Source organism: Mesorhizobium sp. M0772 (assembly GCF_040320135.1).
GTDB lineage: Bacteria > Pseudomonadota > Alphaproteobacteria > Rhizobiales > Rhizobiaceae > Mesorhizobium.
The window spans coordinates 97,886-118,667 of record NZ_JAMYPB010000001.1 but is presented as its reverse complement, the minus strand read 5'-3'; the positions used below and the strand labels follow the sequence as shown (position 1 = coordinate 118,667).

Annotated in this window: 21 protein-coding genes; 13 read left to right on the top strand and 8 right to left on the bottom strand. The window is 63.4% G+C overall.

Annotation, left to right across the window (positions count from 1 at the left end; translation table 11 throughout):
• The first annotated feature begins 5 nt into the window (after positions 1-5).
• Positions 6-953, top strand: coding sequence for a cation diffusion facilitator family transporter (locus NKI06_RS00555; protein ID WP_352983476.1), 948 nt, complete (start codon positions 6-8; stop codon positions 951-953).
• A gap of 260 nt (positions 954-1,213) precedes the next feature.
• Here NKI06_RS00555 and NKI06_RS00550 read toward each other — a convergent pair whose 3' ends face one another.
• On the bottom strand, positions 1,214-1,918 hold the full coding sequence (locus NKI06_RS00550; RefSeq protein WP_352838772.1) for a DUF4272 domain-containing protein: 705 nt from the start codon (positions 1,916-1,918) through the stop codon (positions 1,214-1,216).
• Between the two features lie 28 nt (positions 1,919-1,946).
• Positions 1,947-3,044 (bottom strand): hypothetical protein, encoded by a 1,098-nt coding sequence (locus NKI06_RS00545; RefSeq protein ID WP_352983473.1) that lies wholly within the window; start codon positions 3,042-3,044, stop codon positions 1,947-1,949.
• Positions 3,045-3,144: 100 nt separating this feature from the next.
• On the opposite strand from NKI06_RS00545, the gene NKI06_RS00540 reads away from it, so the two are divergent.
• The 5 genes from NKI06_RS00540 (at position 3,145) to NKI06_RS00520 (ending at position 6,781) form a co-directional block, all read left to right on the top strand.
• Entirely contained in the window at positions 3,145-3,573 is a 429-nt protein-coding gene (locus NKI06_RS00540) for a DsrE family protein (protein WP_023669972.1), read from the top strand.
• A gap of 73 nt (positions 3,574-3,646) precedes the next feature.
• On the top strand, positions 3,647-4,426 hold the full coding sequence (locus NKI06_RS00535) for an SDR family NAD(P)-dependent oxidoreductase (RefSeq protein ID WP_352838770.1): 780 nt from the start codon (positions 3,647-3,649) through the stop codon (positions 4,424-4,426).
• A gap of 79 nt (positions 4,427-4,505) precedes the next feature.
• Complete coding sequence (locus NKI06_RS00530) at positions 4,506-4,814, top strand: putative quinol monooxygenase (RefSeq protein ID WP_352983471.1); 309 nt, start codon at positions 4,506-4,508, stop codon at positions 4,812-4,814.
• 80 nt (positions 4,815-4,894) lie between these two features.
• A complete protein-coding gene (locus tag NKI06_RS00525) occupies positions 4,895-5,983 on the top strand; it encodes an AbrB family transcriptional regulator (protein ID WP_352838768.1) in 1,089 nt (362 codons plus the stop codon).
• Positions 5,984-6,028: 45 nt separating this feature from the next.
• Positions 6,029-6,781 carry an SDR family NAD(P)-dependent oxidoreductase gene (locus NKI06_RS00520; protein ID WP_352838793.1) on the top strand — a complete coding sequence of 251 codons (753 nt, stop codon included), beginning with the start codon at positions 6,029-6,031 and terminating at the stop codon, positions 6,779-6,781.
• Positions 6,782-6,834: 53 nt separating this feature from the next.
• On the opposite strand, the gene NKI06_RS00515 is transcribed toward NKI06_RS00520, so the two are convergent.
• The gene (locus NKI06_RS00515) at positions 6,835-7,731 is read right to left on the bottom strand and encodes a LysR family transcriptional regulator (protein ID WP_352983469.1); all 897 of its coding nucleotides are present in this window, start codon (positions 7,729-7,731) and stop codon (positions 6,835-6,837) included.
• 146 nt (positions 7,732-7,877) lie between these two features.
• On the opposite strand from NKI06_RS00515, the gene NKI06_RS00510 reads away from it, so the two are divergent.
• Complete coding sequence (locus NKI06_RS00510; protein WP_352838766.1) at positions 7,878-9,413, top strand: MFS transporter; 1,536 nt, start codon at positions 7,878-7,880, stop codon at positions 9,411-9,413.
• A gap of 10 nt (positions 9,414-9,423) precedes the next feature.
• Here the strand turns inward: NKI06_RS00510 and NKI06_RS00505 are convergent, their stop codons facing one another.
• From NKI06_RS00505 to NKI06_RS00495, 3 genes are read right to left on the bottom strand one after another with little or no spacing between them, the layout of a single operon-like run.
• Entirely contained in the window at positions 9,424-9,738 is a 315-nt protein-coding gene (locus NKI06_RS00505; RefSeq protein WP_031208974.1) for a nuclear transport factor 2 family protein, read from the bottom strand.
• Positions 9,738-10,514, bottom strand: coding sequence for an esterase family protein (locus NKI06_RS00500; protein WP_023683642.1), 777 nt, complete (start codon positions 10,512-10,514; stop codon positions 9,738-9,740). The genes NKI06_RS00505 and NKI06_RS00500 overlap by 1 nt, the downstream gene beginning before the upstream one ends.
• Before the next feature lie 5 nt (positions 10,515-10,519).
• Positions 10,520-11,686, bottom strand: coding sequence for an ATP-grasp domain-containing protein (locus NKI06_RS00495; RefSeq protein WP_352443360.1), 1,167 nt, complete (start codon positions 11,684-11,686; stop codon positions 10,520-10,522).
• Positions 11,687-12,102: 416 nt separating this feature from the next.
• Here NKI06_RS00495 and leuA point away from each other — a divergent pair, with 416 nt between their 5' ends.
• The 4 genes from leuA to NKI06_RS00475 all read left to right on the top strand — a co-directional run bounded on the left by leuA (position 12,103) and on the right by NKI06_RS00475 (position 17,414).
• Complete coding sequence (leuA, locus tag NKI06_RS00490) at positions 12,103-13,842, top strand: 2-isopropylmalate synthase (protein ID WP_502900566.1); 1,740 nt, start codon at positions 12,103-12,105, stop codon at positions 13,840-13,842.
• Between the two features lie 193 nt (positions 13,843-14,035).
• A complete protein-coding gene (locus tag NKI06_RS00485) occupies positions 14,036-15,805 on the top strand; it encodes a tetratricopeptide repeat protein (RefSeq protein WP_352838764.1) in 1,770 nt (589 codons plus the stop codon).
• Between the two features lie 103 nt (positions 15,806-15,908).
• Positions 15,909-16,712, top strand: coding sequence for an alpha/beta fold hydrolase (locus NKI06_RS00480; protein ID WP_352838763.1), 804 nt, complete (start codon positions 15,909-15,911; stop codon positions 16,710-16,712).
• An 84-nt stretch (positions 16,713-16,796) separates the two neighbouring features.
• Positions 16,797-17,414: a hypothetical protein gene (locus NKI06_RS00475; RefSeq protein WP_352838762.1), complete on the top strand. Its 618-nt coding sequence runs from the start codon at positions 16,797-16,799 to the stop codon at positions 17,412-17,414.
• Here the strand turns inward: NKI06_RS00475 and NKI06_RS00470 are convergent, their stop codons facing one another.
• Positions 17,415-18,341, bottom strand: coding sequence for a metallophosphoesterase family protein (locus NKI06_RS00470; protein WP_023695843.1), 927 nt, complete (start codon positions 18,339-18,341; stop codon positions 17,415-17,417).
• Positions 18,342-18,412: 71 nt separating this feature from the next.
• Here NKI06_RS00470 and NKI06_RS00465 point away from each other — a divergent pair, with 71 nt between their 5' ends.
• Complete coding sequence (locus tag NKI06_RS00465) at positions 18,413-18,913, top strand: NUDIX domain-containing protein (RefSeq protein WP_031195394.1); 501 nt, start codon at positions 18,413-18,415, stop codon at positions 18,911-18,913.
• Positions 18,914-18,929: 16 nt separating this feature from the next.
• Here the strand turns inward: NKI06_RS00465 and NKI06_RS00460 are convergent, their stop codons facing one another.
• Positions 18,930-19,916, bottom strand: coding sequence for a glutathione S-transferase family protein (locus tag NKI06_RS00460; protein WP_352838761.1), 987 nt, complete (start codon positions 19,914-19,916; stop codon positions 18,930-18,932).
• Positions 19,917-20,187: 271 nt separating this feature from the next.
• Here NKI06_RS00460 and NKI06_RS00455 point away from each other — a divergent pair, with 271 nt between their 5' ends.
• Entirely contained in the window at positions 20,188-20,724 is a 537-nt protein-coding gene (locus NKI06_RS00455; protein WP_023686191.1) for a GNAT family N-acetyltransferase, read from the top strand.
• Positions 20,725-20,782 lie beyond the last annotated feature (58 nt).

Below are 20,782 nucleotides of genomic sequence, written 5' to 3'. Positions count from 1 at the left end.
AAACGATGGCGGCAACGGACGACATGGCGGCGATCGCAGCGAAGGCGGAGGCAAGGCAAAGGATCGCCAGCCTTGCCTTCTGGTCGATTGTCATCGCCTGCGTCGTGCTCGCGCTCAAGCTTGCCGCATGGTACGTCACCGGCTCCGTTGCGCTCTATTCGGATGCGCTGGAGTCGATCGTCAACGTCATAGCCTCGGCCGCCGCCTATTGGGCGGTCCTGGTCAGCTACAAGCCGGCCGACCAGGACCATCCGTTCGGCCACCACAAGGCCGAGTATTTTTCGGCGGTGCTGGAAGGCGTGCTGATCGTGCTCGCCGCGCTTTTGATCCTCAACGAGGTCTGGCGCTCCTGGCAGACGCCGACCCCGCTCGAACAACCCTGGGAGGGCTTGGCGATCAACGGCGTCGCCACCGTCATCAACGCCTTCTGGGCCTGGACGCTGATCCGCGCCGGGCGCAGCGCAAAATCACCGGCGCTGGTCGCCGACGGCCGGCACATCATGACCGACGTCGTGACCTCGGTCGGCGTCTTCGGCGGCCTCGTCGGCGCTATCCTGACCGGTTGGCAGATCCTCGATCCGGCGCTTGCCGTCATCGTCGCGCTCAACATCCTGTGGCAGGGCTGGCACGTCATCGGCTCGTCGATGAACGGGCTGATGGACCGCGCAGTGGACACGACCGAACACATGCACATTCGCGACATCATCTCGGCCAATTGCAAGGGCGCGCTGGAGGTTCATGACCTCAAGACCCGCATAGCCGGCCGCGCCACCTTCATCGAGTTCCACCTGGTCGTCGACGCCGACATGACGGTCGGCGCCAGCCACGTCATTTGCGACCGCATCGAGGACGCGCTGAAGGCCGAAATCCCCTCGGTGCGCGTCACCATCCATGTCGAACCGGACGACGAGGCGAAGCTGCCGAAAGGCACGACGGCGGTGCCGTTCGCGTGAGGAAAAACTCAGGGCATCATCCTCGGGCGAGGATCTGCCGACCTCGCCGGATCGATCGCGCCATTACCGCCATGTGGGGTAGCCCGCCAATGGCTACATCCAGGCGTTGATTGCCTCCAAATCGGGCAGCGCCTGCTGCTCAAACGCGCGCCAGCTCGGCCTCGGCAAAAGCGTAGTCAGGCGAACCGTCTAAGTTCGTCAAATCCAAACTCGGCAAGCGAAGTCCGATCCAAGGTAGCACCTCGCTTGCGACCGGCTCATCATGTGTCGGTCGAGATGTCATCCCATTCCTGCCCCATATACCCAATCAGCCAATTGAGCGCGTAATGACGTTCGACAACCACGCCTGGTTCCAATCCCGCCGGCGCGGCTTTCCCATTCACCCGCGCATCCACCACAGCCCAATCGTACTGATAGATCAGATCGGCAGCATCGAGAAGGTCGCTTTGCGGGCGCAAATTGGCCCGCTTGAGCAGCCCTTCCGTGTCGAGGTCACGCAAAATCGAAACCAATTGTGACACATCGCAAGGCTTGTCTGGACGCCCAAGGTTTTTGAAGACTTGCAACGCCCACAACATTACGAAAGCCCCTTCATAGCGCCAGCTAAAATTTGCGCGATCTTGCTCGGTTGCAACGGGGTTACCGACAAACGCTTGCTCTTTGGGCGTAAAAAACCCTTCGGCTCCAAACTGGCTGATCAAGTTGCTTAAAAGATTTCGATCATTGGTCTCCGCTGTGACGGCCACGATCACCAGTGCGATGGCGCGTTTAACCACCTCGTCCTTCGTTCGTCGCCGACTTTCGGCTGCGGTTTCGATCGTCGGCAAATGGTCGATGAACGGCACGCCCTCCTTCTTCAACTGTGCTGTTGAGGCCGCCTTGCGAGCCTCAGCCTCGCCTTCAGCGTTGGCGGAACCGATGAAAGCCAAGGAAGTCAGAAAACCAAGAAAGCTGCGACGCATCATATTCATTTCCAAATGGCTGCTAAAGTGACTAAGGCGCACACGCCGACTGCGGCATGGCCTCCAACCGGTAAACCTTGTCGTCCGACTTCGTCTTGCCATCCGCCGTCTTCGAGCACAAATCGACGATCGCCAAGCTGCTGTTGGGATTGGCGAGCATCATGGTGCCGTTGGCGCCGCGCTTGAGGTAGATTTCCTTTTGCGCGATATCGCAGGAAAAGTTGCTCATCTTCGCGCTGGCCGCACAACGCCACTGGTCCGCTTCGCCCTGGCAGGAATAGGTCTGCGTGACCTTGGCGCCGTTCTTCCTGGTGGTCACCGAAACCGCGATGTCTGCGCCGTCGGGCCAATTTGTGACATCGCCGCCTGAGGCGAAGGAGGCAAGCTCGACCGGTCCGCGGAAGACCCGGATCGACTGCGTCAGCTGGTCGGGATGAGAGCTCAGGTGCGCGGCATCGTAATCGCGTCCGAAGCAGAAAGGCTGGTCCGGCTTCAGCCGCTCGCGCAACGGCGCACCCAGCGCCGGATCGATCGGGTCGATCTTGGCGAACTCAGCCTGGCAGGTTGCGGCCGGCATCGGGTCGAGGCGGAAATTATCGTCCTCCGAGCCCAGCGCCTGCCGGTCATATTCGGCTTCGCCCAGTTCGTCTTCCGATCCGGCGTCGAGATAGAGATCGGACGAGACGTCGGTGAGGATCAGGCGGCCTTTGTCATCGAGCTTCAGCGACGCCATGGTGCGGTCGCAGTCCATGCCGCAGCGGATCGGACCTGACTTGCCGTCCTCGGACTCGTGATTGCACCAGCCGCCGGCCCATTGCGGCGCCTTGGCGCCGCGCACCATGGTGGTGAGAAAACCGTTGTAGGAGGTGTCGGCGTTTGCCATCGGCTCCTCGTTCGGATGGCTCACCGGATCATGGCCATAGAGGAAGAAGATCCGCGCCACCTTCTGCTTTGGATGCGCCTTGAGGTGCGCCGCATCATAGACGCGGCCGAAACAGGCATCGGCGCCATTCGGGCTGAGTTCGGGTAATTTAAGCACATCGTCGGCCGCGGCCGAACCCGCAAGCGCGCCGAGCAGCACGGCGCCAAATCCAGCGCTGGCAACAACCTTCCACTTCCTGAACGCCATGTGACCCCCTCCTCGCATCGACAGGACGTAACGTGAATTTATGCTAGTATCATGGCCGCAGCCACGCAATCTGCGGGGAGCGCCAAGCCGAGAGGATGCCATGCGTCGACGCGACATGTTCCGGGCCAGCCTTGCCGGTGCCGCCGGCCTGTTCGGGCTGAGCCGGGCCGCCGCCGCTGAAGACAGACCGAAGGTCGCCTATCACCTCAGCGACCTCGATAAGGTCAACTTCGTGCTCGGCAACATCAACAACCACTATGAAGGCACCGGCGGCAATGTCGACATCGTGTTGGTCGTGCATGGTCCGGCCCTCGCCGGCTTCAAGTCGAAAGGCATATCGGCGGCGATCTCGGGACGCTTTGCCGGCCTTGTCCAACAGGGCCTTGAGCCGCATGCCTGCGGCAACACCATGCAAGGCATGGAGATCACGCTTGCCGACCTGCTCGAGGGCTTCCACGCCGCCGACAAGGGCGGCGTCGTCAAGCTCGCCGAACTGCAGCGCCAGGGCTACGCCTATCTCCGGCCCTGAGCCGCCACGGGCTTGAACGTGAAGGCCATGAGAGCCTACGAAGGGTGGCCAAACAGCCCGAAGGAAAGTGCTCATGACCGCGACCACCCTCGTCATCCCCGATCTTGCCGGCAAAGCGGTGCTGGTCACCGGCGCTTCGACCGGCATAGGTGCGGCCCTCGCGCTCGCCTATGCCGCGCAGAAATGCCGTGTCGCGCTGCACTACAATTCGAGCCGCGAGGCGGCCGAGACGCTGGCCAAGACCATCTGCGATGACGGCGGCGAGGTGTTTCTAACCCAGGGCGACTTCTCGCAGGCCGCGGATGTCGAGCGTGTCGTCGAGGAGAGCGCAGAGCATTTCGGCCGGCTCGACGGGCTGGTCAACAATGCCGGCGGCATGCTTGGCCGCGTACCTTATGCGGAGCAGACCGAGGCGCACTACGACGCGGTGATGGACCTCAACGCCCGCTCGGTGCTGACGGCCTCGCGCAAGGCGATGCCATGGCTGAAGAAGCAGGGCGGCTTCATCGTCAACACCTCGTCGATCGCGGCGCGCAATGGCGCTGGCGGCGGCGCCGGGCTGTACGGTTCGGCCAAGGCCTTTGTCTCCAATGTGACGCGCGGCATGGCCAAGGAACTGATCGGCTTCGGCATCCGCGTCAACGCGGTGGCGCCGGGCACCATCGCGACACCCTTCCATGAGCGCTATTCCACCGACGAGCAGATGAAGGGCATGGTCGCCACCATTCCTCAAGGGCGTGCCGGCACGGCCGAAGACTGCGTCGGTGCCTATCTGTTTCTGTCCTCCGATCTTTTGAGCGGCTACATCACCGGTCAGGTCATCGAGGTGAACGGTGGCCAGTTGATGCCGTGAGCCGGCAATTGCATACTGCGTCTCGAAACCATGCATGTCGTGCGCACGTTTGCTGAGGTTGGAAGAAAGGGGAGAGGCAATGTACGGATTGATCGGAAAGATGCGGGTGGCGCGCGGCCAGCGCGACGCGATCATGGATGTGCTGCTCGCCTCGACCGGCGCCATGCCGGGTTGCCTGAGTTATGTCATCGCCCGCGACCCGGCCGATGCCGACGCGATCTGGGTGACCGAAGTGTGGACCGACGCCGCAAGCCACAAGGCTTCGCTGCAGCTGCCGAAGGTCCAGGCAGCGATCGCCAAGGCCCGGCCGATCATCGCCGGCTTCGAATTCCAGGTCGAGACCCATCCGGCCGGCGGTTTCGGCCTGCCCGCCATCAAAAACGAGTGACATCCCAACGCGGGGTCGGGGTCGTGAATTTCTTCCGAGACAGCGTTCGCATTTTTCTCTTCCAGGTCTAAGACCCAAACATGGACTCTTCGCCAGACCAACCGGCCGTCGAACGCATGGCGGGCATGCGTCCGGTTCGGCAGTGGCTGGTGCTGCTGATCGTCTCGCTGCTGTTCGCCGGCGCGCTGGAATACGCCGCACTGCCGGCGGCGCTGCTGATCGGCCCGATGCTGGCGGCGATCCTTGCCGGCACCAATGGCGCCACGGTGCGCGTGCCGCGGCCGCTGTTCGCCGCCGCCCAGGCCTTGGTCGGCTGTCTGGTCGCGGCGTCGATCTCCACCGACATTTTTTCGGTGTTCTACAAGGAATGGCCGCTGGTCCTTGTCGTGGTGCTGGCGACCCTTGCGGCGTCCAGCCTGCTTGGCTGGTTGATCAGCCGCTGGCGCATCCTGCCCGGCACCACCGCGGTCTGGGGCTCGTCGCCGGGTGCTGCCACTGCCATGGTGCTGATGGCCGGTGCCTTCGGCGCCGATCAGCGCCTCGTCGCCTTCATGCAGTATCTGCGCGTCATCTTCGTCTCGATGACGGCAGCACTCGTCGCCAAGATGTGGGTCGACACTTCGGGCATCGAGGTACCAGCCATCGTCTGGTTCCCGCCGATCGAACCGGCAGCCTTTGCCGCCACGCTCGGCGTGGCGCTGGTCGGCGCCCTGCTCGGCCGGTTGTGCCGGCTGCCGTCACCCTTCTTCCTCGGCACCTTCATCATCGGCACCATCGTCCATCTCGGCTTCGGCGTGGCGATGCAATTGCCGCCATGGCTGCTGGCGCTCTCCTATGCGATGGTCGGCTGGTCGATAGGGCTGAATTTTACCCGGGCGATCCTGCGTCATGCGACACGGGCGCTGCCGCAGATCGTCGGCTCTATCGTCGTGCTGATCGCCTTTTGCGGCGGGCTAGGCTGGCTGATCAGCCACGTCCTTGGTATCGATCCGCTGACCGCCTATCTCGCGACCAGCCCCGGCGGCATGGACAGCGTCGCCATCATTGCCGCCGCCGCCCAGAACGTCGACATATCCTTCGTCATGGCCTTGCAGTCGGCCCGCTTCCTGGTCGTGCTCATCGCCGGGCCGAGCATAGCGCGGCTGGTGGCGAGAGCCGTCAGGGACTGAGATTCAAATATGCAGGGAAGAGGAAAAGTGCCCATGAACCGTCGTGTGAATGCCGTCGATCTCTCGAGCCGGGTCGCCGTGGTGACCGGCGGCGCGCAAGGCATCGGCCTTGCCGTCGCCCGGCGACTGCTGTCATCGGGCGCCAGCGTCGCCATCTGGGATGTGGACGAGACCGCCATGGCGAAGGCCGTTTCCGAACTCGCCCCGCTCGGCCGGGTCGAGGGTTTGCTGTGCGATCAATCGCTGATGGAGGCCGTCGACAGCGCCGCGACGGAAACCGAGCGCTCGCTTGGTCCGGTCGATCTGCTGGTAAACAATGCCGGCATCGCCGGACCGGCAGCGACGGTGGCGGATTATGATCCTGCCGCCTGGCGCCAGATAATCGACATCGACCTCAACGGCGTCTTCTACTGCTGCAAGCGCCTGGTGCCCGGCATGATCGCGCGCAGCTACGGCCGCATCGTCAACATCGCCTCGGTCGCAGGCAAGGAAGGCAATCCGAATGCCGCCGCCTATTCCGCCGCCAAGGCCGGCGTGCTCGCGCTGACAAAATCGCTCGGTAAGGAACTGGCTGGCCACGACATCGCCGTCAATGCGCTGACCCCATCGCCCGCCCGCACCCGCATCCTCGAACAGCTCACCGAGGCCCAGGTCGCCTATATGCTGGGCAAGGTGCCGCGAGGCCGGTTCGTCGAAGTCGAAGAGGCGGCTGCGATGATCGCCTTCATGCTATCGGACGAAAATTCCTTCACCACCGGCGCAACGTTCGATCTCTCCGGCGGCCGCGCCACCTACTGAGAAGCGCCGCTGTTCCTTGCTGTCGCCGTCCCTGTCGGCCGCGAAGGACTAATTCAAGAGCCGCTCAGCGTCGCGGCAAGCCGGTCGGGAAGAAAGTCGACGAAGGCGCGAACCTTTGGCGACAAATGGCGACTGGACGGCCAAAGCAACCGGAACTGGCCGCGGCCATCGACATGGTCGTCCAGTACCGTGCGCAGCAAGCCGTCACGCAGCGCCTCGCGGACCAGGAAATCGGGCATCGAGCTGATGCCGAGCCCGGCCATCGTGGCGCCCTTCAGCGCCTCCGTGTTGTTGCAGGTCAGCATCGAGCGGACCTGCGGCTCGGCGCTGCCGCCGATGAACGGCCAGCCTTGCAGCTTGCCGCTGTTGGGAAAGCGGAAGCGGATGCCGTAATGGTTCACGAGATCGTCCGGGCCGCTCGGGTTGCCGTGCTGCTCGATATAGGAGGGTGCCGCACACAACAGCAGCCGGAAGGGTGCAAGCGGCCGCGCCACCAGGCGCGAATCCGGCAGGTCGCCGCTGCGGATCGCGATGTCGACGCCTTCGTCGATGAGGTCGACGAGGCGGTCGTTAAAGTCGATGTCGAGTTCGATTTCGGGATAGCGCGCCATGAACTCCGACAGCACCGGGAACAGCAAATGATAGGTCACGATCGGCGTCGAAACGCGCAGCCGCCCATGCGGTGTTTCGCGGCTCCGCGACAGCATCGCCTCGGCATCGTCGATGTCGTCGAGGATGCGCCGCACCCGCTCGTTGAACAGCTTGCCCTCTTCGGTCAACCCGATGCGGCGCGTGCTGCGCTGAAGCAACCTTACGCCGAGATCCTGCTCGAGCCTGGCGACGCTCTTGCCGACGGCCGATGCCGAGATGCCGAGCGTGCGGCCCGCAGCGATGAAGCTGCCAAACTCAGCCGTGCGGGCAAAGGCCAGGAGCCCATTGAGGCGTTCCACCGCATCTCTCCATTCGAGCGTTTCAGTCCGGTATATCTGGAGATTTAACACTATTTTTCTCGAAGTGTCGCGAGCCTATCTTCCCGTTACGACCGGCGCAGCAAGCTTGCGGCAGGCCGGCGGATCCTGGTTCAGATAGGAAAATTATGACCCCGAAGACCACAAACGGCGCGGTCGCGCCATGGCTTGTCCTGTTGTCGGTATGCCTTGCCGCCATGACAATGCCCTTGACCTTCACCGGCCCGGCCGTCGCGCTTTCCCGCATTGCGGCCGACCTCGGCGGCAGCCCGATCGCGCTCAACTGGGTGACCAACGCCTTCATGCTGACCTTCGCCGCCACCCTGATGGCATCAGGCGCGCTGGCCGACAATCATGGCCGCAAGCGGCTCTTCCTTGTTGGCCTCGCCACCTATGTGCTGGCATCGCTGGGATCGATGTTTGCCCCTGATATCGTCTGGTTCGATGTGCTCAGGGCTGCGCAAGGGCTCGGCAGTGCCGCCGCCTTTGCCGGCGGCGCCTCCGCTCTTGCCCAGGAATTCGATGGGCCATTGCGGCTGCGCGCCTTCTCCTTCCTCGGCACCAGTTTCGGCATCGGCCTCGCTTTTGGGCCGATCGCGTCGGGCCTGCTCATCGATGCCTTCGGCTGGCGCTCGATCTTCGTCTTGGTGGCAGTGCTCGCGATTGCAGCCGCTTTGCTCGGCCTGCGCACCATCAGGGAATCGCGCGATCCGGATGCGACCGGCCTCGACTGGGCGGGAGCCGGCACCTTTACGATCGCGCTGGCATCGCTGACCTACGGCGTGCTGCAAGCGCCGCAGAGCGGCTGGACCGATCCCCTGGTGATCGCGCTTCTCGTGGCGGCCGCCCTTTGCTTTGCCGCTTTCGTCGTCGTCGAGCGGCGCGTGCGCCGGCCGATGCTCGATCTCTCGCTGTTCCGCTTTCCCCGCTTCGTCGGCGTCCAGTTCCTGGCGGCCGCTCCCGCCTATGGCTTCGTCGTCCTGCTGGTGCTGTTGCCTATCCGCTTCATCGGCATCGAGGGGATGAGCGAGATCAAGGCGGGGCAGTTGATGATCTGCCTGTCGGGACCGCTGTTGATCCTGCCACTGCTCGCCGGCCAGGTAGCGCGCTGGACCGCTCCGGCAACGATCTGCGGTGTCGGCCTGCTTGTGGCCGCCGGCGGCCTTGTCTGGCTGAGCCTGACACCGCCTGTCGTCGCAGCGCTGGTGGCGCCGCTGATCCTCATAGGCGTCGGCATCGCCCTGCCCTGGGGGCTGATGGACGGACTTGCCGTCGGCGTCGTGCCGAAAGAGCGTGCCGGCATGGCGGTCGGCATCTTCAACACCACCCGCGTCGCTTGCGAAGGCGTGGCGCTGGCGATCGTCATGGCAGTCCTGTCGGGTTTCACGGCAGCCCAACTGGCGGCTCAGGGGACGGCATCTTCCCTGGATGCAACCGCCGCCGCGCAGCTGCTGGTGACCGGCAACATCGGCGAAGCGACAGCCCGCTTGCCGGGTGCCGGAGCCACGGTCCTGGTCCAGGCCTATGAGATCGCGTTCGACAGGCTGCTGATCGTGCTGGCGGCAATCACCATCGTCACCGCCCTTGTCGTCTTTCTCGGCTTGCGCCGTGGATCGGCGGTGGAACACGAGACCATTGCTCTGCCGGTTTGCCAGGAAGGGTAGCTGAGCCGCGTCAGGAGATGACGAGGCTGGCTATGCGGTGGCCGTCCAGCACGAAGGTCATGTCACCCTCGCCGTTGAAGCCATTGCCTTTCACGGCAATGCGGACGCGGTAGCTGCCCTCGACCTCGGCGATGCGGACAATGCGAAGATTGGACTTCACGCCGATATTGTCCGACTGGTTCCAGCGCGCGATCTGCTGGCGGCCTTGGAAGGACCGCCCCCAGTCGGTCAGGGACGCGTCGGCTGTGAACGTGTCGAGAACGGCTTCGCTATCACCCGCATTGGTGGCCTCGATAAAGCGGCGGATAGGTTCGGGTGTGGCCATCAATCGAGCCGGTGCATCAGATCGTCATCCAGCCAGCGGCCGAAGAAATAGACCAGCTGCTTGTGCCACCATGGCCAGTCATGACTGGCATCGCCGCCCCAATAGTCGACCCAGGCGGGAATGGATTTGTCGCGCAGGATCTGTTCCAGCCTGCGCGTCTCGACCAGCATCCGCTCTTCCCAGGCGCCCTGCCCGCAGCAGAAGATCATCCTCAGCGACTTCAGCCGGGCAAGCAGCTTTGGGTCTACGGTGCCGGGCAGATAGTCGAGCGGTGAATTGTAGAAGATATCACCTTCCAGCGCCTTGCCGAAGAAGTCGCCCGCCGAATAGACGCCCGACAGCGCGATGACGCCGCTGGCGAGTTCGGGAAAGCGAAAGACGAAGTTCGAGGAATGATAACCGCCCATCGAACAGCCGGTGAACAGCGGCTTTAATTTGCGCCCGCCATTGGCTTGCTCAGCGGTCGCCAGAAACTCCGGCAGCGCCTCCTCGCGCACATATCGGAAATAAGCCTCGTGGCGACCGATACGGTGGGCGGCGCCGGCATGCTTGTTGAAGAACGATTCCGAATCGACGCCGTCGACCGCAAACAGCTGGATGCGGCCGGTATCGATGAATTCGGCCAGCGCTCCAACCCCGCCGGAATCCTCGAACTGGTAGAACCGCCCCTGCGACGTCGGGAACACCACCACCGGCCGGCCGGCATGGCCGTAGCGCTTGTATTCCATGTCGCGGCCGAGATTGCCGGAGAAACCCTTGTGATAAGAGATGTCCATCGCGTCTAAGCCTTTTCCGCGTGGATGTAGGCGACAGCCGCGCGCAGTGCTGCTTCGTCCTTCGAGCGCATCTGGTAGGCGTAATTTCCCATGGCGCGGCTGAAAACCTTTTCTATCGGCTGATGATGGACGATCTTGTCGCGATGCGCGGCTAGCACGTCCTCATGGCTGTGCAAATAGTGGAGGTGCTGCTTGCGGCTGGCATAAGCGGTGAAATACTTGCCCTCATAAGGACCACCGGCGGCATCCTTCACCACCATGTCCGCCCAAGCCGCGTAGACGTCGATGTCGAACGTGTAGTTGATCGCATCGGTCATCCAGGCGCCGGGCGGCCGCATGTTGACCTCAAGCGCGATGACGCGGTCGTCCTTGGTTTCGAACAGCTCGATGTGGAAGAAGCGTTCGCGCACGTCGAACGCTTTGAGGATCTTGCGGCCGGCCTCTTCGATCGCCGGTCGGACCTTGGGAAAGCAGGTGTAGCTCATGTGGCGGTCCTTGTTGACCACTTCCATGATGCTCTGGTCGTACCGGTGGCTGGCCGCCAGCACCACCTCGCCGTCACGGTTGACCAGCCCATCGAACGTCACCACCAGCCCCTCGATGAACTGCTCCATGACGAAGGTCACATCCTCGGGCTTGTCGTTGAAGAACTTGTCAAGTTCCCTGGCGTTGGAAATCTTGAAGGTGTTCGAGGCGCCGGACCCGGAATCGGGCTTCACCACCACGGGATAGCCGACGCGGCGGATGAAGGTCATGGCGCCGGCCCGGTCGGAGCATTTGCGCTGGGCGATGGTGTCGACGCCGCTCTTGCGAAAGAATGCACGCATGCGGCTCTTGCGCTTCAAATTCTTCACGAAATCGAGCTTGGTGCCGTAGATGTTGAAGTCGGTGCGGATGTTGGCTTCCAGCTCCAGCCAATGCTCGTTGAGTGACTCGAAGCGCTCGATGCGGCCCCATTTGTGGATGAAATGACCCATCGCCCGGAACACCGGATCGTAGTCCTCCATGTCGGCGATGCGGTAATATTCCGACAGGGCCGCCTTCAGCTTGCCGTCCAGCGCATCGAAGGGCGCATCGCCAATGCCCAGCACCGTGGCGCCGGCCTTCTTCAGCCGGTCGCAGAAATCGGCGCCGTTGGCGGGAAAATGCGGCGAGAAGAAAACGAAATTCATGAATGACCCCTCCCGACGGCGAAGCATTGCGACCACGGCCTCATGCAAGTTTGGCGCATTTGCCACGCATGGGGAAGAGTGCTCGGGAAGGCTGGAAATGGCCCCACTTGCCTGTCCATGGTCGCTCCTGTATGAAACCGGCCATGAACACGCGCGTCTCCTCCGTCGCTTCCCGTCCGACCGGCTTTGCCGGCGAGACCGTGCGCGCGCTGGCATCGACCCTGCTTCTTCTCGGCCTTATCGGCGATCGCCGGGTTCGCTGAAGGAGCGCCCGGCGGTCGAACCGCCGCTTACGCGCACGCTCCTTGGCCAGTTCAAATTGGCACTTCACATCAAGCGAACGAAAATCTGGTAAGGCGCTGCTCGCCACCAATCCGTCTGAAGACCGATCCGCGAGCCGCCGGGAGAACAAGACGATGAACGCACGAGAAGAGATCCGATCCGGCGAAGCCGAAAGCGTAAAACACGCGGCCGGCCACATGCCGGACGCAGCCCGCAAGTACCAGCCCTATCCGACCGTCGGCCTCACCGACCGCACCTGGCCCAACAAGGTCATCGACAAGGCGCCGATCTGGTGTTCGGTCGATTTGCGTGACGGCAACCAGGCGCTGATCGATCCGATGGGCCATGAGCGCAAGGCGCGCATGTTCGCCCTGCTGCTCGACATGGGTTTCAAGGAGATCGAGATCGGTTTCCCCTCGGCCTCGCAGACCGATTTCGATTTCGCCCGCTGGTGCATCGAGGAAGGCAATGTGCCGACTGATGTTTCGCTACAGGTGCTGGTGCAGTGCCGTCCCGAACTCATCACCCGCACCTTCGAATCTCTGAAGGGCGCCACCAACCCGATCGTGCATTTCTACAATTCGACCAGCGAGTTGCAGCGTCGCGTCGTCTTCGAGAAGGATGTCGGCGGTATCAAGCGCATCGCCACCGACGCGGCCAAGATGATCACCGACATGGCGGCCAAGGCCGGCGGCGGTTATCGCTTCGAATATTCGCCCGAAAGCTTTACCGGCACCGAGCTCGAAGTCGCGCTGGAGATATGCAACGCCGTCACCGAGATCGTGAAGCCGACAGCCGACAACAGACTGATCATCAACCTGCCGTCGACGGTCGAGATGTCGACGCCCAACATCTATGCCGACCGGATCGAATGGATGTGCCGCAACCTGGACGACCGCGAGAACCTGCTGATCTCGCTGCACCCCCACAACGATCGCGGCACCGGCATCGCCACCACCGAGCTCGGCCTGATGGCGGGTGCGGACCGCGTCGAAGGCACGCTGTTCGGCAATGGCGAGCGCACCGGAAATGTCGACATCGTGACGCTGGCGCTCAACATGTACACGCAAGGCGTCGATCCCCATCTGGATTGCTCCGACATCAACCGGATGAAGGACGTCTACGAATATTCCAACCAGCTGAAGATCTCCGAGCGCCATCCCTATGTCGGCGAACTGGTCTACACCGCCTTTTCCGGCTCGCACCAGGACGCCATCAACAAGGGCATGAAGGCCTTGAAGAAGGCCAACACGCCGGTCTGGGAAGTGCCCTATCTGCCGATCGATCCGGCCGATGTCGGACGCAGCTACGAGGCGATCATCCGCATCAACTCGCAGTCGGGCAAAGGCGGCATCGCCTATGTACTGCAGGCCGATTACGGCCTCAATCTGCCGCGCAACCTGCAGATCGAGTTCAGCCAGGAGATCCAGGCGATCACCGACGCCGAAGGCAAGGAAGTGCCGGCAAAACGCATCCATGACCGCTTTATTGAAACCTATGTCGACCAGCCCGGCGCACGACTGAAGTTCCTCGACCATCACACCTATCCCGATACCGAGAAAAAGGGCCGGCGCGTGGTCGAGGCGGTGATCCTCGACAACGGCAAGGAGACGACAATCGCCGGCTCCGGCACCGGCCCGATCGACGGCTTCGTCGATGCGCTGTCGCGTCATGTTGGCGTCGACATGTCGGTGCTTGATTATTCCGAACATTCGCTCCAGCGCGGCTCGAACGCCTCGGCGATTTCCTATGTCGAGATGGAATATCCCGGCGGCAAGCTGTTCGGCGCCGGCATCAACACCAACATCGTCGCCGCCTCGCTGGAAGCCGTTGTTTCGGCCGCCAACCGGATAATCGGCCGCAAGGCCGGCTGATATTTTCCCGGGCGCCGAATGTCCGCGGCGCCCGGAAATCCCCCATTTGCCGAGGGAAATTCCGGTCTTTTGTGTCAACCACCGGCAACTATCCGGTGTGTTACGCGATCGCATAACATAAGCATGCTTGTATGGAAGTGCAGGCTCTATATGATTGCGCCTCAACCTGTGCCGACTTCGAGAGGATCGACACTTGCAGCATGCCACGCCTGCCGCCCCCGCAGTGCGCGAGACACTGGAGCGACTGCTCGCCAGCGAAACGTTCGGACGTTCCGAGCGCGCGCGCAAGTTGCTGCGCTATCTTGTTGAGCGCGAGCAGGCCGGCGAAGCCGACAGGCTCAAGGGTTTCTCCATCGCCATGGACGTCTTCGGCAAGGACGGCGATTTCGATTCGTCGACCGACGCCGTTGTCCGGGTGCAGGCAGGCCGGCTGCGCGAACTTCTCCAGCATTATTTCGCCAATGAAGGCATAGCCGAACCGGTTCGCATTGCCATTCCGCGCGGCGGCTACGTGCCGTCCTATGAGCTCAACGCCATACGCCTGCCGGTTGGGCAGGAGCCGCTTGCGGCGGCGGTAGCCACCTTGCCCGGATCGCCCGACCAGGCGGCTCTTGACGCCGTTCCCGCTGCCGCGACAGCTTCGGGGGTTACAGAACCTGGGCCTTCGCTGGCGCGCCATCTCCAGTTCTTCTGGGTCGCCATGACGCTGGTCATTCTCATGCTGGGCGTGCTCATCCTGCGCCAGGGCAGCGGCGCATTGCTTGCCAGCAGCGATCCTACCGCGGTGGTCGAGACCGCGGGCGTAACGAGCAGCATCGCATCGCCGTCGATGGAGGCCCTGCCCCTCGTCTACATCGCGGTGAAGGCCACCGGCCCCGAGGCCGGCCGCGTCGCCGCTTCGCTGCGCGCCGGCCTTGCCGGTTTCGACACGATCGACTTCATCGGCCGCGACGCCGACAGCAAGCGCGATCCGAGCACCGACCCGACCAGCTTCGTTTTCGATGTCCTGCCGGGACCAATGGCAGGTGACGTGACGCTCGAACTGCAGAGCGTGGCGACCGGCCGCGTGCTTTTGTCCCGCAGTCTGACGGCCGCCGACAGCGCACCTGGCACCGTCGAGGATCGTATCGCCGCCATCCTCAGCTCGACCGTTCCCGCCTCCGGCCCGCTCTACAGCTACATCGAACAGAACGGCATTCAGACCGGGCTGACGAGCTGCCTGATCCTCAACGACAGATACTATCTCGACCAGAGCACCAGGACGCACGAGGCCGCCTATCGCTGCCTGGACAACCTCGCCGGCCAGGGTGCGAAATCGTCGTTGGTCTATTCGGAACTGGCCTCCCTGACCCTTGAGGCCGCCACCGATCATTACGCCTATCCGCCTGGCGCGACGGTCGAACAAGCAATGTCTTTCGCCCATCGCGCCATCCAGATGGGACCGACCAGCCCCTATGCGCACCGCGCCTATGGCTACCTCAATTCGCGCCTCGGCAACACCGAGGAATCGATCCGCTGGATGCGCAAGGCCTATGAGCTCAACCCCTACGACCTCGGCATGGCTGCCGCTTACGGCTATGGCCTGATCTTTGCCGGCAAATATGCCGAGGGAACACCCATCCTGACCCATGCCGTCGAGACGTTCAGCGGCCATCCGACATGGTGGGATTTTGGGCTTTTCGCCGGGCAATTTATGCTGGGCGACATGAACAAGGCCGCGATAGCCAGCGAGTCGCTGCGCACGACGGCGATGAAATCGCATTATCTGGCGGCGCGGCTGATCGGCGCCAAGGCTGCCGGCCGCGAACAGCTGGCAGCCAAGCTTCTGGATGAGCTGACCACCAAATTCCCGAAATTCGCCGCCGATCCGCGCGCGGCCTTCGCCGAGCGCAAATATCCCGCCGATCTGACCGACCGGCTGGTTGAGGCGCTACGCGCCGCGGGCCTCGGCAACGCCAGCTAGTCTTTCCGGATCGCGAAAACTTTACTGGCCATCGGTCTGGACTGGGAGCAATCCAGCCTCGATTCGAATTTCCTCTCCAGTCTTGCAATAATCGCACATTTTCATGGTCTCATCCCTCTATGTTGCCGAGCGGGGCGCCGGGCCGAAGACGGTCGTCCTGCTGCATGGCTTCGGTGGTTGCCATGATATCTGGCGCGAGGTGACCGCGTCGCTAGGGCCCGATGTCAGGACCTTGGCCTACGATCTTCCGGGACACGGACTGTCTCTCGAATTTCCTGGCAGCGGCCCGGCCAAAACAGCGGCGCGAGCGGTTCTCGCCGATATCGCCGCACGCGGGATAGCAAGGGTGCATGTCGCCGGTCATTCGATGGGCGGCGCGGTCGCCTCCCTGATGGCGCTTGCCGAGCCTGAAAGGATAGGCTCGCTGACGCTTCTGGCGCCGGGCGGTGTTGGCCCCGAGATCAACGGACCGCTGTTGCGCCGCTACGCCGCGGCCGCCGACAGACGGCAAATCCGCGCCTGCCTTGCCGCCATGTCGGGACCGCGAAGCCCGCCGCCCGAACGCATCGTTGGCGTCCTGGCGGACGTACGCCGTCGCCCCGGCCAGTTGCGCAAGCTGATTGAGATATCAGCCGTCATGACCAGGAACGAGCGGCAGGGGGTCATACCCCGCGAACAGCTGGACACCCTCGACATGCCGGTGATGGTGGTTTGGGGAACGGACGATCCGGTGTTGCCCTTTACCCAGGCTGATTGTCTGCCGGCGCATTTTCATATTCATCACGTGCTCGATGCCGGCCATACGCTGGTCGAGGAAGTGCCTGATGTGGTCGCCCAGGCCGTGCGCCGAAACATGGCACGCCGCGGCAGGCGCCTGCGTCCGACATTCGAGGCCGCGGCGAGCTAACCTTACTGACGCCCGCATCTCGCCAGTGCATTTTGCCGCCGCCTGTGTTAACTCGCAATTAACCATATCAGCGAGGCGACGCCGATGAAGGACACTGGCGAAAACATCACCCCCACCGACACCTCCCGCAAACTGTCCGACGCCGTTCGCGATGTGAAAAATGCCTTCGCCGATCGCGACGATGTCGTGGTCGACATGCGCGAGGCGCACCGGATGCGGCTTGATCTGCTCGCCGCCGAGCTCGCCCCGGTCTTTGCCGACGTGCCCGCCGACATGGACAATTTCGACTTCGTCGTCTCCTCCGGCCTGCAGCCCCGCCTGTGGATCGACGCCGTCAGCCATGTCGCCATGGGGCGCGACCGCCGCACCTACCGCTTTCTCAGTGATACCCGCATCGGCCGCGTCGTGCTCGCCGAATCGACCGATATGAAACCGGTCGCCGATCAGGTCACGCGCTATGTGGCGGAGCGTATCGTCGAGCGCCAGCGCATGATGGAGGGCGGTGTCGAGCCGGCCGTCGCCGACCTGAAACGCCCTGCGGTGGTCGAAGCGGAGCCGCCCTTGCAAGCAGCCGCGCCAGGCAAGAGCTGGTCAACCTTCTTTGCAGGCCTGGGCTTCGTCGCCGCCGGCGCGCTTGTTGGCCTGGCGGTGGCGGCCGCGCTGTTTTGGGATCGCCTGATGGCGATGAAGATCAGCTTCTGATCAACGATCTGAAGGCCTCGGTGTCTGCGCGCCGAGTTCAATGACCTGCAGGTCCGATGGCGGCAAGGCCGGCCCGGTCAGGCCGCGCCGCGTCAGGCGAATCAGCCAATTGCCCTTCTCCCCGTCAATATCGAGCAGATTGTACTGTGCCGCCGGGTTCTTGCTGCCTGGCGACTGCCCGGCGGCGGCGACGCCGACGACCGGAATCCTGGCGCCGCGCCCGCCGATGAAGAACAGCGACGGCAGATGCGAATGGCCGTGCAGCACGAGTTCGGCGCCATGCCTATGAACGGTCTTGTGGAAGCGGGAGATGCCGAACAGGCGCTTTTGCTGGGCGACGGCGCCGCGCACCGGCGGATGATGGATCATGATCACCCGCAACAGGCCGCGTTTGTTCGTTGCGTCGAGCACTGTCGCCAGCCTTTGCGCCTGACCTTCGAGGAAGAAGCCGTTGGCCATGAACGGCGCCGTGGCGCGCGCCGTCGAAACGCCGATCAGCGCGACATTGCCGCGTACGCGCAGATAGGGAAAAGCGTTGCGGTCGATCGGCGCAGTCACGCCGTCGCCGCTCATCCACGCCGCCCAGGAGCGGCAGACCTTGTCGAAGGCGCCCGGCACATAGGCGTCGTGGTTGCCCGGCACCACCGAGACATCCTCCGGCGAACCCAGCGTCTCAAGCCAGTGCTTGGCCATCTCGATCTCGCCGTCGAGCGCCAGATTGACCAGATCGCCGGTAACGGTGAGGTGGTCGGGTGTGCTCGCCTTCATGTCGGCGACGATGGTGTCGATGACGGCATCGTGCATATGGCGGCGGCGGTTGCGCTGCCAGTTGACGTAGCCGACGACGCGCTTGGACGCGAGTTCGCGATAGGTTACACCGGGAAGCGGCCCCAGATGGACATCGGAAATATGCGCGAGCCTGAACATCCTTCCTTCATAGGCGACGCGCTCCCCGCTTTCCACTCACTGTTTCCTGCCCATCCACGGTTTCGCTAGTCATGGCTATATCGGACCCGGAGCAGGCGTTTCGCCAGACCGGCTGGGCAGGCCTCAGGGCAAGGCTGTTCCATCTCTATTTCCTGCTGCGGCGGCCGATGACGCTGGGCGTGCGCGGCCTGATCCACGATCGCGCCTCGAACACTGTCTTCCTCATCCGCCACACCTACGTTCCCGGCTGGCAATTGCCGGGCGGGGGCGTCGAAGTCGGCGAGACGCTCGGTGAGGCGCTGGTGCGCGAACTGGCCGAGGAAGGCAACATCGCGCTGACAGCCCAGCCGGTGCTGAAATCGATGCATTTCAACCGCCGCTCCAGCCGCCGCGACCATGTCGGCCTCTATCTCATCGAAACCTTCAACCAGACCGCGCCGAAACTGCCGGACCACGAGATCGCCGAAGCAGGCTTCTTTCCGCTCGACCGCTTGCCGCATGGCACGACGCCGGCGACGCTGCGGCGGCTTGCCGAGGTTTTTGAAGGCGAGCCGGTATCGCCGTACTGGTAGGCTGTCAATCCGATGCTCACGCCGCCTGCCTGAACCGCGCCCGGTCGTGCGGCGCGCCATAGTCGAGCCCAGGCCCGACCGGCACGATGCGCGTCGGGTTGATGCTCTCGTGGCTGCCGTAATAGTGCATTTTGATGTGGTGCAGGTTCACCGTGCCGGCGATACCGGGCACCTGGTAGAGGTCGCGCAGATAGTTCGAAAGGTTCGGATAGTCGGCGATGCGGCGCAGATTGCATTTGAAATGGCCCACATAGACCGGGTCGAAACGCACCAGCGTGGTGAACAGCCGCCAATCGGCCTCGGTGACACGCTCGCCAGTGAGATAGCGCTGTTTTGACAGTCGGCCCCCCAGCGTGTCGAGCGCCGCGAACAGCTCGCCGAACGCCTCTTCATAGGCCGCTTGCGTGGTGGCAAAGCCGGCGCGGTAGACGCCGTTGTTTACGGCGGGAAAGACCAGCGCATTGACCTTGTCGATCTCGCCGCGCAGGCCTGGCGGATAGGAATCGAGAGCGGCATCGCCCCACTCGTCGAAGGCCGAATTGAGCATGCGGATGATTTCGGCGGATTCGTTGGAGACGATGGTCTCTTCCTTCTTGTCCCACAGCACCGGCACCGAAACCCGGCCCGAATAGGCTGGATCGGCCTTGGTGTAGATTTGGTGCAGGAAGTCGAGGCCGTAGAGCGTGTCGCCGGTGGCGCCATCCTCGGCCAAAAACGTCCAGCCCTCAGCACCGAGGAAATGATGCACGACTGAAACCGGGATGATGTCTTCTAGCTTCTTCAGCGCGCGAAAGATCAGCGTGCGGTGCGCCCACGGACAGGCGAGCGAGACATAAAGATGGTAGCGTCCGGGCTCGGCCTTGAAGCCGCGCGTACGACCTTGCGCCGGCGCGCCGTCGCGCGTGATCCAGTCACGCCACTGCGTCTCGGCGCGGATGAACCTGCCGCTGCTATCGACATTGGCCGGACGGTCCTGCCATTTGCCTTCGACCAGCAATCCCATACGAAATCTCCTTGCGTGCCTTGGCCAATGTAGTCGCAAGGCGGCAATGCCGAAGCCGTCATCTGCTGAACAGAGCGTCACTCGTATGAAACGCCGGATGAAAACAGCCGATTGCAGCCGCCGGAAATTGATGCTAGCGGACACTCCGCATGTTCGATCTTGGCTTGATCCGGTTTGACCGACGACGAAAGGGCGCCCGCGCTTAGAAAGCGCTGACTGGCGAACGCTGCCGCTTGCAGCAACCTTTCCTCTTTATCGGACCGCGAAGACCATGAGCCTTGCCGACGTGAAATACCTGCCGGAAACTCCGGCGCATGATCCCGAAATCGAAGCCATCAACGACGAAGCCTTTGGCCCCGGCCGTTTCGTGCTGGCCGCCTACAAGATTCGCGAGACCGGCGGCCACGAGCGCTCGCTATCCTTTGTCGCCATGGATGGCGACATCGTCGTTGCTTCGGTGCGCATGACCCGCATCGCCGCCGGCGCCGGACGCGCGCTGATGCTCGGGCCGCTCGCCGTGCGGCCCGCCTTCAAGAATCTCGGTATCGGCCGCCGGCTCGTGGCGATCGCGCTGGAGGCGGCCGCCAAGGCCGGCGCGCCGGCGGTGATCCTTGTCGGCGACGAGCCTTATTACGGCCCGCTCGGCTTCAGAAAGATCCCCCGCGGCCAGATCTCCATGCCGCGCCCGGTCGACCTCGACCGGCTGCTGTCGCACGAGATCGTGCCCGGTGCCGTGGCGCGGCTCTCCGGCGAGGTCGGCCATGCCAGCCTTGCCAGGATCGCGGAGCAGGCACCAGTGATGGCCTGAGCTCCAGGATCGGTCGCGGCACCGGTCGCGATGGATCCCCATTGGTCAGGTTGCACCA